The sequence below is a fragment of the Mucilaginibacter ginsenosidivorans genome (assembly GCF_007971025.1).
Taxonomy (GTDB): domain Bacteria; phylum Bacteroidota; class Bacteroidia; order Sphingobacteriales; family Sphingobacteriaceae; genus Mucilaginibacter; species Mucilaginibacter ginsenosidivorans.
Window position 1 is genome coordinate 4,132,370 of sequence record NZ_CP042436.1, and the last position, 15,141, is coordinate 4,147,510.

Annotated in this window: 12 protein-coding genes; 10 read left to right on the forward strand and 2 right to left on the reverse strand. The window is 45.9% G+C overall.

The features are described 5' to 3' along the window. The first annotated feature begins 98 nt into the window (after positions 1 to 98). From FRZ54_RS18880 to FRZ54_RS18895, 4 genes are all read left to right on the forward strand, one after another. Positions 99 to 1,244 (forward strand): methionine aminotransferase, encoded by a 1,146-nt coding sequence (locus tag FRZ54_RS18880; protein WP_147033382.1) that lies wholly within the window; start codon positions 99 to 101, stop codon positions 1,242 to 1,244. Positions 1,245 to 1,288: 44 nt separating this feature from the next. Next, positions 1,289 to 2,071 carry an amidohydrolase gene (locus FRZ54_RS18885; protein ID WP_147033383.1) on the forward strand — a complete coding sequence of 261 codons (783 nt, stop codon included), beginning with the start codon at positions 1,289 to 1,291 and terminating at the stop codon, positions 2,069 to 2,071. A 93-nt stretch (positions 2,072 to 2,164) separates the two neighbouring features. After that, entirely contained in the window at positions 2,165 to 5,197 is a 3,033-nt protein-coding gene (locus tag FRZ54_RS18890; RefSeq protein WP_147033384.1) for a GH92 family glycosyl hydrolase, read from the forward strand. A gap of 70 nt (positions 5,198 to 5,267) precedes the next feature. Further along, complete coding sequence (locus tag FRZ54_RS18895) at positions 5,268 to 5,648, forward strand: hypothetical protein (RefSeq protein WP_147033385.1); 381 nt, start codon at positions 5,268 to 5,270, stop codon at positions 5,646 to 5,648. A 75-nt stretch (positions 5,649 to 5,723) separates the two neighbouring features. Here the strand turns inward: FRZ54_RS18895 and FRZ54_RS18900 are convergent, their stop codons facing one another. Then, positions 5,724 to 6,602 (reverse strand): polyphosphate kinase 2 family protein, encoded by an 879-nt coding sequence (locus FRZ54_RS18900; RefSeq protein ID WP_147033386.1) that lies wholly within the window; start codon positions 6,600 to 6,602, stop codon positions 5,724 to 5,726. Between the two features lie 108 nt (positions 6,603 to 6,710). Between FRZ54_RS18900 and FRZ54_RS18905 the strand changes: the two genes are divergently transcribed. From FRZ54_RS18905 to msrB, 4 genes are all read left to right on the forward strand, one after another. Beyond that, the gene (locus FRZ54_RS18905; protein WP_147033387.1) at positions 6,711 to 9,041 is read left to right on the forward strand and encodes a penicillin-binding protein 1A; all 2,331 of its coding nucleotides are present in this window, start codon (positions 6,711 to 6,713) and stop codon (positions 9,039 to 9,041) included. Positions 9,042 to 9,158: 117 nt separating this feature from the next. After that, a complete protein-coding gene (locus FRZ54_RS18910) occupies positions 9,159 to 12,365 on the forward strand; it encodes a DPP IV N-terminal domain-containing protein (RefSeq protein ID WP_147033388.1) in 3,207 nt (1,068 codons plus the stop codon). Between the two features lie 4 nt (positions 12,366 to 12,369). Further along, on the forward strand, positions 12,370 to 12,948 hold the full coding sequence (locus FRZ54_RS18915) for a fasciclin domain-containing protein (protein ID WP_147033389.1): 579 nt from the start codon (positions 12,370 to 12,372) through the stop codon (positions 12,946 to 12,948). Positions 12,949 to 12,996: 48 nt separating this feature from the next. After that, complete coding sequence (gene msrB / locus FRZ54_RS18920) at positions 12,997 to 13,461, forward strand: peptide-methionine (R)-S-oxide reductase MsrB (protein ID WP_147033390.1); 465 nt, start codon at positions 12,997 to 12,999, stop codon at positions 13,459 to 13,461. On the opposite strand, the gene FRZ54_RS18925 is transcribed toward msrB, so the two are convergent. Continuing rightward, positions 13,451 to 13,810 (reverse strand): GIY-YIG nuclease family protein, encoded by a 360-nt coding sequence (locus tag FRZ54_RS18925; RefSeq protein ID WP_147033391.1) that lies wholly within the window; start codon positions 13,808 to 13,810, stop codon positions 13,451 to 13,453. The two genes, msrB and FRZ54_RS18925, sit on opposite strands and share 11 nt — an antisense overlap. An 84-nt stretch (positions 13,811 to 13,894) precedes the next feature. On the opposite strand from FRZ54_RS18925, the gene FRZ54_RS18930 reads away from it, so the two are divergent. Together FRZ54_RS18930 and FRZ54_RS18935 are read left to right on the forward strand one after the other, a co-directional pair. Continuing rightward, positions 13,895 to 14,671 (forward strand): XRE family transcriptional regulator, encoded by a 777-nt coding sequence (locus FRZ54_RS18930; RefSeq protein ID WP_147033392.1) that lies wholly within the window; start codon positions 13,895 to 13,897, stop codon positions 14,669 to 14,671. Between the two features lie 70 nt (positions 14,672 to 14,741). After that, a complete protein-coding gene (locus FRZ54_RS18935) occupies positions 14,742 to 15,110 on the forward strand; it encodes a hypothetical protein (protein WP_147033393.1) in 369 nt (122 codons plus the stop codon). The last annotated feature ends 31 nt before the right edge of the window (positions 15,111 to 15,141 follow it).

Here is a 15,141-nt window from a genome sequence, read left to right on the forward strand (position 1 = left end):
CATCTATTATATAAAACCCAGGCAAATAGGCTCCCATTACGCCGATACCGCGTTTTTAAAAATACAGGTCATTCATATTTTATTTACTTTAGCCCGTAATGATATCTGTTAATTCAAAATTACCGCAGGCAGGCACTACTATTTTCACTGTGATGTCGGCACTGGCCAATGAAGTTGGGGCTATCAACCTGTCGCAGGGGTTCCCTGATTATGACACATCGCCCGAACTGATAGAGCTGGTGAACCAGGCCATGAAAAGCGGATTCAACCAATACGCACCTATGGCCGGCTATATGCCGCTGCGCGAGGAACTCAGCCGTAAAACCGAAAAACTTTATGGTGCATATTACAATCCCGATACCGAAATAACCATTACTGCAGGCGGCACCCAGGCCTTATATACTGCCATCGCTACCGTAATTAACCCGAACGACGAGGTCATCATCTTTGAGCCTGCTTTCGATTGCTATGCTCCGGCTATTAAAGTTGCGGGGGGTATTGTGAAGGCCCTGGAACTGGAGCCGCCAGACTACCGGATCCGGTGGGATATGGTAAAAAGACTGGTGAACAGCCGCACCAAAATGATCATCCTCAACTCGCCGCATAACCCGACGGCGACAATTCTTCATCAGGAAGATATCGACGCACTTACTGCGATAGTTAAAAACCGGGATATTTTTATCCTGAGCGACGAGGTATACGAACATCTGATCTACGATGGCGAGGCTCACCATAGTATGGCCCAATACCCCGAATTGAGGGAACGCAGTTTTGTAATCGCATCTTTCGGCAAGCCGTTTCACGCTACCGGCTGGAAAGTGGGTTATTGCATGGCTCCTGCGGTTTTAATGAGCGAATTCCGCAAGATACACCAGTTCCTTGTTTTTGCCGTTAACGCGCCTATGCAGGCCGGCATTGCCGAATATTTAAAAAATGAAAGTCATTACCTGGAACTTCCGGGCTTTTTTCAGCAAAAACGCGACTATTTCCGGAAAGGCCTGGAAAGCACCCGGTTCGAACTATTGCCATGTGCCGGATCATACTTTCAATCGGTTAAATATGAACGCATTACTGACGAAAAAGATGCCGACTTTGCCATGCGGCTTGTTAAAGATTTCGGTGTGGCAGTTATACCGGTTTCGGCCTTTTACGGCCGTGGCACCGACCATCATGTTTTGAGATTTTGTTTTGCGAAAAGGCAAGAAACTTTAGATAATGCCGTTGAAAGATTGATAAAAGTGTAACTTTGAGTATTGTTTTTTTAACCATAAGTAAACCCTAATAGCGTATGGAAAACCTTAAGGTCAGCCTTTTCCAGGGATATTTGTTTTGGGAAAATATCGATAAAAATCTGCAAAATATTGGTTTGAGGCTGAACGGCGGTATTCGCGAAAAGACGGACCTGATCATCCTGCCCGAGATGTTCAGCACGGGTTTTACTATGAATGCTGCTCCGCTGGCCGAGCCGATGAACGGCAAAACCATGCACTGGATGCATAAAATAGCCAAACAGTTTGACTGTGTGGTTACCGGCAGCATTATTATTACCGAGGGTGGCAAATGCTATAACCGCCTGATATGGATGACCTCCGACGGCACCTATAATTATTACGACAAGCGCCACCTGTTTACTTTGGCAAAAGAACATCAAACCTATACCGCCGGCAAAAAGAAGCTGATAGTTGAGTTGAAGGGCTGGAGAATTTGCCCGGTCATTTGCTACGATCTGCGTTTCCCGGTTTGGCTGCGCAATGTTAATGCCGTTTATGATCTGCTCATCGTAGTGGCCAATTGGCCCGAGCGGCGGGCGCTGCACTGGCGCACCCTGATACCAGCCCGCGCCGTGGAGAACCAGGCATACGTTATTGGCCTGAACCGTGTAGGGCACGACGGTAACGAAATATACCATTCAGGCGACTCGACCTGCATTAGTCCCAACGGTAACGTGGTTTACTACAAACGCGACGAAGAAGACGTCTATACATTTACCATTATGGCCGATGAGGTTGAAAAAACACGCCGCACCCTCCCCTTCCTGAAGGATGCCGACACTTTTCATATCGACGATTGAGCCAAATTTCACGGCAACGGCATTTTTACTTATTTTTAGCGCATTATCTGTATTAATTTGCGCTGCTAAAAATTAACTATTCCATCTTCGCTAATGAGAATTTCAAATCGCGCCCTGCTCCTCTTGTTTCCTGTTCTGTGTTCATCTGCCGTTGTTTCTGCCCAAAAAAAGAAGCTTAACGATTATACCAAATTGGTAAACCCTTTTATTGGCACCGGGGGGCATGGCCATACCTATCCGGGTGCGGTTGTTCCTTTCGGTATGGTACAGTTAAGTCCCGATACCCGCCTTACCGGCTGGGACGGCTGTTCCGGTTACTATTTTACCGATACAGTTGTTTATGGCTTTTCGCATACACATTTAAGTGGCACCGGCATAGCCGATTATTGCGACGTTTTGTTTATGCCAACCACCGGCGAGCCGCAATTTAAGAACACCGACTACATGTCGGGTTTTAGCAAAAAAAATGAAAGCGCTTCGCCGGGGTATTATAAGACCAGGTTAGACAAGTACAATATAGGTGTCGAACTTACTGCCACTAAACGCGTGGGTGTACATCGCTACGATTATCCCCGCACTTCGCAGGCAAATATCATTATCGACCTGCAGCACCGTGACGAGGTACTGGATTCGTGGATAGAAGTGGTGAACGATCACGAGATCAGGGGGCTTCGCCGCTCGAGATCATGGGCTAAGGACCAGTACGTTTACTTTTATGCCAAATTCTCGAAATCTTTTAAAACCTACGGTATGGCACTTAACGATCAGTTGCAGCCGGGCCAGAGCAAAGTACAGGGTAAAAATGTGAAGATGTATATCCAGTTCGATAACCCCGGCGATGTGGTATCAAAAGTAGGCATCTCGTCTGTAAGCGCCGAAGGGGCCTTAAAAAACCTGGATGCCGAAGTACCAGACTTCGATTTTAAAAAAATAGAAAAACAAGCGAAGGCCGACTGGAACAACGAACTAAACAAGATACAAGTTGAAGGTGGCGCGCCGCCGGTATCGTCACAGGCGCGCAGCCCACAAGGCCCTCCCGGGTACGACCGTCCGCAGCAAAAAAATCAAGCTAAAGCAGTTGACCAAAGCAAAGTCAAACAAACCATATTCTATACCGCGCTATATCATTGCATGTCGGCGCCCAATATTTATAGCGATGTTGACGGACAGTACCGCGGTCTCGATCAAAAGATACACAAAGCCGACGGCTTTGATTATTATACCGTCTTTTCTTTGTGGGATACTTTCAGGGCGGAGGATCCTTTGTTTACGATCATCGACAAAAAACGCACGCTCGATTTCATCAAAAGTTTCCTGGCAATGTACGAACAGGGTGGGCTGTTGCCGATATGGCCGCTGGGGTCCGACGAGACTTATTGTATGGTGGGCAACCATTCAATCCCTGTCATTGTCGACGCCTATGCAAAGGGCATTCGTGGTTTTGACGCCGAAGAGGCCTTTACCGCAATGAAGGCCGCCGTGAACCGCGACCAGTTCGGGTTGGATAGCTACCGTAAGCATGGCGCCGTGTTAGCTGACGACGAGCACGAATCGGTATCTAAAACACTGGATTATGCCTACGACGACTGGTGCATTGCTCAAATGGCAAAAATGCTGAATAAACCACAGGATTATGCCGTGTTCATCAAACGGGCTCAATACTGGAAGAACATCATTAACGATCAGAATGGTTTTGCGCAGGCCCGGGTAAATGGCGGCTGGTATATGCCTTTCGAACCTACCGAGATCAATAATAATTATACCGAAGGCAATGGATGGCAGTATTCATTCCTGGTACCGCAGGATGTTGATGGCTTGATAAAACGCATGGGGGGCCGCGATAAATTTGAAGAGAAACTGGATGAATTGTTTACCACAGATGCAAAATTAAGCGGCAAAGACCAGCCCGACGTTTCAGGTTTGATCGGCCAGTATGCACACGGTAACGAACCCAGCCATCACATTGCGTACCTGTATAATTTCACCAATTCGCCCTATAAAACGCAATCCTATATCAACAGGATATTGAAAGATAAATATAGCGTCCTGCCCGACGGTTTGTCCGGTAACGAGGATTGCGGGCAAATGTCGGCCTGGTATGTGATGAGTTCGCTGGGGCTATATACGATTGAACCAGGTCAAACACAATACCAAGTGGGCCTGCCGCAGTTTGATAAGGCCACTATCTACCTCGAAAACGGAAAGAAATTCACTATAACAAATTCGGGTACCGGGGTAAGTTTTCAAAACATCTACCTGCAGGGAATGACGTTGAATAACAACCCTTATAATAAACTTTACGTGGAAGATAAGGATATACAAAGTGGCGGCACGTGGGATGTATATACCGGGCGCCTTGCCAATAAGCTTTTCCTGCAAGACCTGGTAAAACCCTCCTCGTCCATCACCGACAGCCTCATCGTATCGAACCCCTATTTTTCTAACTCGTCGCCAAGCTTCAAAAAGCCTTTCGACCTGGATATCAAATCGGCTGATGCGGATGCTAAGATTTATTACACACTTGATGGGTCAGTGCCTACTGCTAGTTCGACCCCTTACAGCAAACCGATAAATATATCGGCCAACACTACGGTGAAAGCCATTGCAATTAAAAATGGGAAGCCCAGCTTCGTGGATGAAGGAACGTTTGTCAAAATACGCGACGACATCAAGTTAAAGCTGCTTACCAAATACCTGCCCAACTACGCTGCTGAAGGCGATGAAAGCCTTATCAATGGCCTGCACGGGACGGCAAACTGGCGTACGGGCCACTGGCAGGGATACCAGGGCACCGATCTGGAGGCTGTAATAGACATGGGCCAGGTGAAACCGGTTAAAAAGGTCAGCCTCGGCACGCTGCAGGATAGCCGTTCGTGGATCGTATTTCCTAAACAGGTAGAATACTATACCTCAGATGATGGGGTCAATTATAAACTGGCTGCGACGGTAAATACTAAAGTTGATATTAAGGACCTGAACGTGCAAACGCAAACCTTTACCGCAAACCTTGATCTGAATGCCAGGTACATCAAAGTAATAGCCACACAGTATGGTCCCCTGCCCGACTGGCATGAAGGTAAGGGCCAGCCTTCCTATATTTTTGTGGATGAAATAACCATCGAATAGGACTTGTATAAGTGGGATAATTAGCTATATTTATTCATTTAATTGAACAACCTAAATAACTAATTATCAGATGGAACCAAATAACAACATTTCGACACCGGATGATGGAAAAACCGTGGGCATCATCAGTTACTTAACCATTGTGGGATGGCTTATTGCCTATTTTGCCATGCACAATGAAAAAAAGACAGAGCAGGGAAGCTACCAGCTAAGGCAAACCCTCCTTTTCTACATTGTTTCAATAGGATTTTTTGTGATCTGGCGGGTAGTTATTGTTGCACTGCTTTTTACGTCACTAACTATGCTGGCGCTTGCCGGAACAATTATCTGGATCGTTGATATCGGGTTTTTTGTTCTCTGGCTTTTAGGATTCATAGGTGCCGTTAACGGGCAAAAGAAACCCATACCGCTAATCGGCGATATGGCGCAAACCATGTTCCCCGGAATTTGATCCTACCATTTTAATTCCCGGCAATTTTGCGAAACAATACTGATCTATTTGAATAGAGGTGCAATTATGCTACCTCTATTCTTTTTCCAGCTTTTGCTTCATCGACTGTAATTTTTTCAGTTCCTCGCCGGGCAGAACGGGATATTTCAATTTCAGGTTTGTCAAAATATCCAGTATTGTGGTTGATATGGCTATGCGTGTAAACCATTTTTTATCCGCAGGAATAACGTACCAGGGATTTTCGGGGGTGGCGGTTTCTCTTATTGCGGTTTCATAAGCATCCATATATTGATCCCAGTATTTTCGCTCCTCCACGTCTGCCGCGGAAAACTTCCAGTTCTTGGCCGGGTCCTCAATCCGTTCGAGGAACCGTTTCTTTTGCTCTGCTTTCGAAACGTGCAAAAAGAACTTGATGATGATTGTCCCGTTGCGATGCAGGTGTTTTTCAAAATCGCGGATGCTCTCATACCGTTGTTTCCAAAAATCCTTACCCATCTTTTCTAAGCCATTGGTTTCCGGCAGGCTCTCTTTCACCAGCAGTTCGGGATGTACCCTGGTAACCAGGACATTTTCGTAATGCGACCGGTTAAATATTCCTATTCTGCCGCGTTCGGGTAAAGCAATATAATGCCGCCATAAAAAATCATGATCATATTCCGCAACACTCGGCTGTTTAAAGCTGTAAACCTGGCAGCCCTGCGGGTTAAGGCCCGACATGGTGTGTTTAATAGCGCTATCCTTACCAGCGGCGTCCATTGCCTGGAAAATGATCAGTAAAGCATAGCGGTTTGATGCATACAATTCCGTCTCAACTTCGGCCGTCTGCTTTATCAGGTCGCCGAGTATTATTTCTGCATCCTCCTTTTTATAATCCGACGCATAAGCGGTATCAAAGGCGCGCAGCGAGAATTTCTTATCACCGGTGATCCTGAACCGGTCAGTAAGATTTTTCATAAAAAAAGCTTTAGGCTAAGTTAACTTAAAATTTAATGCATAATGTTCCGTTACTTATATTTGCCGTCCGTGCTATGATTTAGCGGCTTAAATTCACATCTTTACCAAATGTTCCGGGAAATAAAAAACAGGTTTCTTCGCTATACTGTTATCTTAATCTATTCCATAATCATCTTTTTCTGCGCTATCGAACTAAATTTTCTTTGGCTGTTTGGCTATTCGCCAACGATGGACGACATTAAAAACCCAACCATGTCGGTCGTTTCCGAGGTCTATTATTCCGACGGAAAGCTCATCGGCAGGTATTATAAGGAAAACCGCTCCCCGGTAGAGTTCAATAAAATATCCCCCGATCTGATACATGCCCTGGTGGCCACAGAAGACGTGCGCTTTTATAACCACAGCGGTGTCGACTTCTACGGATTTTTAACCAGTATGCTGTCCACCGCCAAAGGCGACAGGCGCGGCGGAAGTACAATTACCCAGCAACTGGCCAAAAACCTTTTCGAAACGCGCAAGAAGAAATCACAGGGGGTTATAAAACACGTACCGTTTATCCGAACGCTTGTTTTTAAATGTAAAGAATGGCTTACAGCGCTGGAGATAGAGCATGTTTATACCAAGCAGCAGATACTCACGCTTTATTTTAACACCGTCCCCTTTGGTAATAATTCATTCGGTATCAAGGCAGCATCGTTAAAGTATTTCGACAAAAGCCCCGATTCGATTTCCCAGAGCCAGTCGGCAATGCTGATAGGTATGTTAAAAGCCACCTCCACTTACAACCCTATCCGTAATCCTGAAAGAAGCACAGAGCGCCGCAACATTGTGCTGGCGCAGATGCAGAAATATGGGTATATCACAAAGGCTCAATACGAAGATGACATTAAACAGCCCCTGAATCTCGATCTGAGTTATGTCGAAGATGAATCGGCCGGCGATTCCTATTTGCGCGAAGCTGTCGAAAAATGGCTCGATAAATGGTGTAAAGATAAAGGCTACAACCTGTACGAGGATGGCCTGAAAATATACACCACTATCGATTCGCGCCTGCAGCAATACGCGGAAGAAGCGGTTGCCGAAAAAATGAAAATGCTGCAAAAACGGTTTTATAATCTATGGGGAAATAAAGTTCCCTGGCGCGATCTGAGCGGCAATATTATCACCGATTTTATTTTGAAGAACGAACAGCGTTTGCCCATCTATAAATTACTCGATAAAAAATATCACGGTGACACTACGCAGATACAGGAGTATTTTGAGAAGAAAAAGAAGATGAGGATATTTTCGTGGAATGGCGACAGGGATACGCTGTTCTCAACCGTCGACTCTATAAAATACTATGCCAAAATACTCAATACAGGCATGATGACCATTGAACCTTCATCGGGTAAAATAAAGGTTTGGGTTGGCGGTATCGATCACCGCTTCTTCAATTACGACCACGTAAACCAGTCCAAACGCCAGGCAGGTTCTACTTTTAAACCATTTGCCTATGTAACCGCGCTCGACAATGGTTTTACACCCTGCGATAAATTCACCGATCGTCCCGTATCCATCAAATTCATGGACAATGGAAAGCCCGACGTATGGGAGCCGCAAAATGCCGATTTTCATTTTAGTTACATGGATATGTCGCTTCGCTGGGCGATGGGAAAATCCGTTAACTCGATAACTGCGCAGGTTACAGAAAAAGTCGGGTGGGATAAGGTGGTGGATTACGCTCATAAATGTGGTATCGAGAGTCCTTTGAAATCTGTGCCTTCGGTTTCATTGGGAACAAATGATGTATCGGTTTACGAGATGGTGAGAGCGTACAGCACTTTCCTGAATAAAGGCGAGCGCATCGACCCTATCCTGGTTAGCAAAATTGTCGACCAGGACGGGGAGGTTGTTGCAGAATTTACGTCGAAAAAAGAAAGGGTATTGAGCGAGGAAACCGCGTGGCTGATGCTTTACATGTTCAGGGGCGGCATGGATGAGCCCGGAGGTACTTCACAGGCTTTATGGGAATACCCGGGATTATGGAAAAAGAATAACAACCAGATCGGCGGCAAAACCGGCACCTCGTCCAAATATGTCGATGGCTGGTACATGGGTATTACCAAAGACCTTGTGACCGGGGTTTGGGTGGGATGTGACGACCGCAGTGTCCATTTCACGAGTTCGGAAACCGGGGAAGGTTCGCACACGGCGCTGCCAATTTTTGGCCGGTTTATGGAGAAGGTTTATGCCGATCCGAAATCGGGTTATACCCCCGGTCCTTTCCCAAAACCCTGGGTTAAGATCACCAAACAGTATGATTGCCCGTCGCCTCATATCGAAACAGATACGTTGACCGCTGACAGCCTGGATATGCCGTTGGATACTTTACAAACTCCCCAGGTAAAAGAGGAAGACCCGGAAAACAAAAAACCGCCCGAGCAGCAAAACCGGTAGCCGGCAAGGTCTTTTAATTGTTAAATTTGGGCCGCAAATAATAATTTCCCGGTTTGAACTGTTATATTACGACGGTAAATCCCGAATTCAAATTTAGTCCGCACCTGTTGTCTGATCATGAATAAACTTTACGCAAACCTACTGTTGAACAAGCGATATTTTATCATTCTATGCTGCTTCGCCGGCTCACTGCTTTTTAGTTTTAATGCGAATGCACAGTATTTCGGTCAGAATAAAGTGCGTTACAAAAACCTCAAGTTCAAAGTTTATCATACACCGCATTTTGATATTTACTACTATATAAAGAACGACAGCCTGATCAAACGGTTTGCGCAGGAAAGTGAGCTTTGGTACACCATACATCAGCAGGTGTTCAGGGACACTTTCAGGAAAGCAAACCCGATCATTCTTTATGCCGATCATCCCGATTTCCAGCAGACAACCGCTATCGACGGCGACATCGGCGTAGGTACCGGCGGTGTTACCGAGGGTTTAAAAAACCGAGTGGTGATGCCCATAATGGAAACCAACCAAACTACCCGGCACGTTATCGGGCACGAATTGGTGCACGCTTTCCAATATCATGCTTTGCTCGGCCACGATTCATCGAACTATGAAAACCTGGCAAACCTGCCGTTGTGGATGATTGAAGGTATGGCCGAATATCTTTCCCTTGGAAAAAAGGACGCCTTTACCGCCATGTGGATGCGCGATGCCTATCTCAATAAAAATATACCCACCATCCGCGACCTGACAGAAACCAATAAATACTTCCCTTACCGTTATGGCGAGGCTTTCTGGTCGTTCATAGGCTCAACTTATGGTGATACGGTAATCGTTCCGTTCTTTAAAAACACGGCCCGTTTTGGCCTTGAGTATGGTATACGGCGAACATTTGGCTACGACGATAAAACGCTTTCGAACCTCTGGAAAAACTCCATCGAGACGACATATAAGCCTTTCTTAAAGGACACAACGCAAAAACCCGTTGGCAAGCTTATCATCGACAATAAAAACTCGGGCGAACTGAACGTGGCCCCGGCTATCAGTCCGGACAGTAAATATTTGGCGTTTTTGTCGGAAAAGGACCTCTTCACCATCGATCTTTATTTAGCCGACGCACAAACGGGGCGCGTTATTCGGCGGCTGACCAGTAAAGTTTCCAACACGCGTATAGACGAATTCAACTTTATAGAATCGGCTGGCGCCTGGTCGCCCGACAGCAGGAAATTCGCGTTCAGTATTTTTAGCCACGGGCGCAACCGCCTGCTGGTGGTAAGTGTGCCGGATGGACGTGTGCTGGATGATATTTCTATGGGCAAAGCTGAACAATTTAGTAACGTAACATGGTCGCCTGACGGAAGCAACGTCGTTTTCCAGGCTTTAGCTGATGGCCAGGGCGACCTGTATATGTACAATTTTGGTACAAAAAAAGTAACTCAGCTAACCAATGATAAATATTCGGATTACCAGCCCTCCTATTCGCACGATGGAAAAAAAATAATATTTACCAGCGATCGTACCACCTATGATAAATCGCTGTCACAAACTATCACTTTCAACCTGGCCGAGCTTGATCTTGCAACCGGCAAGGTAACCGACATTAAAGTATTTGATGGCGCCAATAATCTCGACCCGCAATATTCGGCCGATGATAAGCAGGTTTATTTCTTGTCCAACAGGGATGGCTTCCGCAATATGTACCGTTACACGCTTGCCGATGGCAAGGTTGAGCAAATGACCGACCTGTTTACCGGCATTTGTGGCATCACAGAATATTCGCCGGCCCTTAGCATCTCAAACAGCGACGATATTGTTTATTCGTATTATAACAAACAAAAATATTTCCTTTATAATGCAAAAGCCTCGGAGTTTACACCGAAGGTTGTAAATGGCGAATCGACAAATTTCGACGCCGCGATGCTTCCGCCAACACGCTCGGTTGGTGTCGATCTGATCAACTCCAACCTGAATAATTTTCTTGCCTATAAGAAACTACCGGCCGACTCCATCAAATCGATGCCGTACCGGCCGCAATTCAAGCTTGATTATTTGGCCAGCAGCGGTGTAGGTGCCTCGATCAGCCAGTTCGGTGCCGGTATTTCAAGTGGCGTGCAGGGCGTTTTCAGCGATATTTTGGGCCGCAACCTCATTTATGCAGGGCTTGATGTTAACGGTCAGGTGTACGACTTTGGCGGGCAGTTTATCTATATCAATCAGCAAGGTCGCTGGAACTGGGGTGGCGGTATATCGCATATCCCCTATCAATTTGCCAATTATAGTATAATTTCAACTAATTACCAGGTTAACAGCAGCACCTCGGTGCCCGCGATACAGGAGCGTTATGATATTATCCGGATTTTTGCGGACCAGGCAAATATCTTTACTTCCTACCCGTTTTCAAAACTGGCCCGCATCGAATTTGGCACCGGGCTGTCGCATTACTATTACCGGGTAGACCGGTATAACAGTTTTTACCAGGTCGACAACGGCGGCAATATTACCGGCTACCTTGGTAGTGATCATCAGCACGTCGCCAATTCTGATTACAATGCCGATCCATCAAACGGCGCGCAGCTGATACCGTTCACTATTTATAATGTCAGCACTGCGCTTATCGGCGATAACTCCTATTTTGGAGTGGCCTCGCCTTTGAACGGTTTCCGTTACCGTTTGCAGGCCGAATACGACTTCGGTACGTTCCATTTCTTCGCCCCCACTATCGATCTTCGTAAATACATACGCGTTGCACCGGTAACATTGGCAGGAAGACTTTATGGCTATGGGCGTTTTGGCGGCGAAGACGGGTTATATCCGCTTTATCTTGGCTATCCGTTTTACATTCGCGGGTACGAGGCACAAACCTTCTACAATGGCAGCAATAAAACGCCGACCAATAACTTTACCATTGATAACCTTTCGGGCGATCGGATAGCTTTGGCTAATTTTGAAGTAAGGCTGCCGTTCACCGGCCCTGAAAAGCTTTCAGCTATTAAATCGAAATTCTTTTTCAGCGAATTGAACTTTTTTGCTGATGCGGGCTTAGCCTGGAGCGCCGGTGACAAGATCGAATTTAAAACCAACCCGACCCACTTGCGTGATGTGCCTGTGCTTGACCGAAACGGCAGTCCCGTTTTGGACAATACAACCGGCCAACCGTTAACCAGCCCGGTTTACTCGAAAGTACCTTCTTTAAGCTTTGGCGTTTCGTTAAGGGTCAACCTGTTCGGTTACTTTATACTCGAACCCTACCTGGCCTACCCGATCAATCGTACTGATATCAGCAAACCGGTATTCGGCTTAGGATTTACACCGGGATGGTAGTAATATGAAAAGTTTATCGATCATTATAGCGTTGCTTGTTAACACAGCTTTTGTTATGGCACAAAAGCCTGATTCGGCAGGTGTGCCCGTAAAGACAAAAACGGTTGATGGCACGGTAGTGACGTCGGCAAATAATTTGGTCGCTAATATTGCGCTTTCATCAGAACTAACAACATTGTCAAATGCGATCAATGTATCGGGCCTGGCCGATACCTTAAGTTCAGGTACGATCACCTTTTTTGCACCTGTAAACAAAGCCTTTGAAAAATTGGCGCCGGGTTTCATTGATACGCTGACGCAGCCTGCGCATAAGGCGGAATTAATTGCGCTGGTAAAAAATCATGCCCTATCGGGAAGGTTCACATCAAAAGATTTTGAACGTCAAATAAAGGCGGGAAATGGGCAAACCGGCTTTACCACTTTATCCGGTGGCGTCATAACTGCCCGGATAAACGAAAACCGGAATATTGTACTGACCGATGAGAACGGCAACCAAAGCATTGTGACACGGCTTGACATTGATCAAAGTAACGGGATGCTTTTTATAGTAACCGCTGTATTGCTTCCCAAAGCGAAAGAATAAGACAAATCCATGGCAAACCGTTGCCGCCCCGCCTCCGTAATTTGTAGTATGAAAAGGATAGTATTATTAATTACTGTTTGCTGCACCATGATGATAGCAGGTGCACAACATAGCAGCGCACAGTCAAAGAAAAGATCAGCTGCGGAATGGAAAAAAGTATTAACCCCTGATCAGTATGAAATACTGGTCGAAAAAGGAACAGAACCCGCCTATAACAACGCTTATTGGAACAACCACGAAAAAGGCGTTTATGTAAGTGCCGCTACGGGCGATGTTTTATTTACTTCGGACGATAAGTACGATAGCCATACCGGCTGGCCAAGCTTTGTAAAACCGGTTGCCCCCTCAAAGATCGAGATCGTGAAAGATACAAGCTACGGCATGGTGCGTGACGAAGTTGTTGAACGCAGCACCGGTTTGCACCTGGGCCATGTGTTTGACGACGGTCCGGCAGATCGTGGCGGTAAACGTTATTGCATGAATTCAGGTGCGCTGAAATTCATTAAAAAGTAACAAGCTTACGCGCTGCACTGATCGATGGCCTTAACATTGGTCGGGTACGGGCGCCGCTGTTCTCATAGTTCAATCCAATGGTCAGATCTACCCAGTCCGGGTTTACAGATCTGATCATTTTTTCCTTCTGCGGGCGGGTGAACGTGCTCACAAACTTAAAGCGGTCCATCGCCAGGTCTTCATTACTGATCTCTTCAAAATATACTAACCTGTTTAACTGCTGCGCGCTGTCGAAAAATAAAGTAGGCATCTGGTGGTAGAATTGCAGGGTCTTTAACAGGTCTGAGCACAATCCAACGTGCAAATTATTCCGGTTTCTGTCAGTTATGATATAGATAAAACGTTTCATTTTAAATAAAAATTTGCTGGTTAAAAAACATTTACTAACTTTATGAGCATAAAATTACTAATAATTTTAGCAATTCCAAATTTTATGTCAATTATTTCATCAAATATTAAATTCCTGCGGAAACGAAAAGGCCTTACACAACAGCAATTTGCTGACCAGATAGGCATCAAAAGATCATTGGTTGGCGCTTACGAAGAAGAGCGCGCCGAGCCGAAATACGAATTGCTAAAAAATATAGCATCATTTTTCGAGATCACCGTGGATGATTTTATCAATGAGACCATAAACGATAAATGGGCGCCCAAGCCGAAAGGCGATCCGGCCAACCTCCGCATCCTCACCATTTCGGTTGACAAGGATGAGAATGAGAATATCGAGATGGTGCCTTTAAAGGCCAGCGCGGGTTACCTTAATGGTTATGCCGACCCGGAATATGTGGCGCAGCTGCCGAAGTTTTACCTGCCTATGTTTAAGAACGGCACCTTCCGTGCGTTCGAGATCAAAGGCGACTCGATGTTGCCCCTGCCATCGGGCTCCATTATAATAGGTGAATACCTGGAGAACTGGGGCGACCTGAAATCGGGTGATACTTATGTTGTCGTATCCAAAAGTGATGGTGTGGTATATAAACGCGTAACCGGTAAATTTAAGGAGCAGAAAAAATTAAAATTAGTATCCGATAACCCCGTTTACGAACCTTACGAGATCAGTGGCGAGGATATCCTGGAGATATGGAAAGCCAAAGGTTACATATCGACCCAGTTACCCGAGCCTGCGCCCGAACCAACCATGGAAAGCCTGACAGCCATGATGGCGCAGATGCAGCGTTCCATATCCAAACTGGGGCAAGGCAACAATTAAGTTACATGGGTGCGATTAAACTAATAGGATTTAACTTTATCAAAAGATCAAAAAACATCTAAAATTGAAAATGATGAAGAAATTTCTGTTAGTATGCTGTATCCTTCTTGGTATATCAGCAGTTAGCCGTGCACAAGGTGGCGGCGGAAGAATGAGCCCCGAGGACAGGGCAAAAAATTTGCAGACCCAGTTGAAGTTAAATGACGATCAGACAGCCAAAATAACAGCTATTTACAAGGCGCAGGCCGTAAAAAGGGATAGCATAAGGACGGCGGCTAATGGCGACAGGGATGCAATGAGGTCGGCAATGATGCCTTTGATGAAAGAAACAAACGACAAAGTTAAGGCTATTCTGACACCAGAACAGCAAACTGCCTACCAAAAAATGATGGACGAAATGCGTGCCCGCATGCAGGGTGGCGGTGGTGGCGGCAATTAAGCCAGCCTTAAAAATTGACATTAAAAGAAAG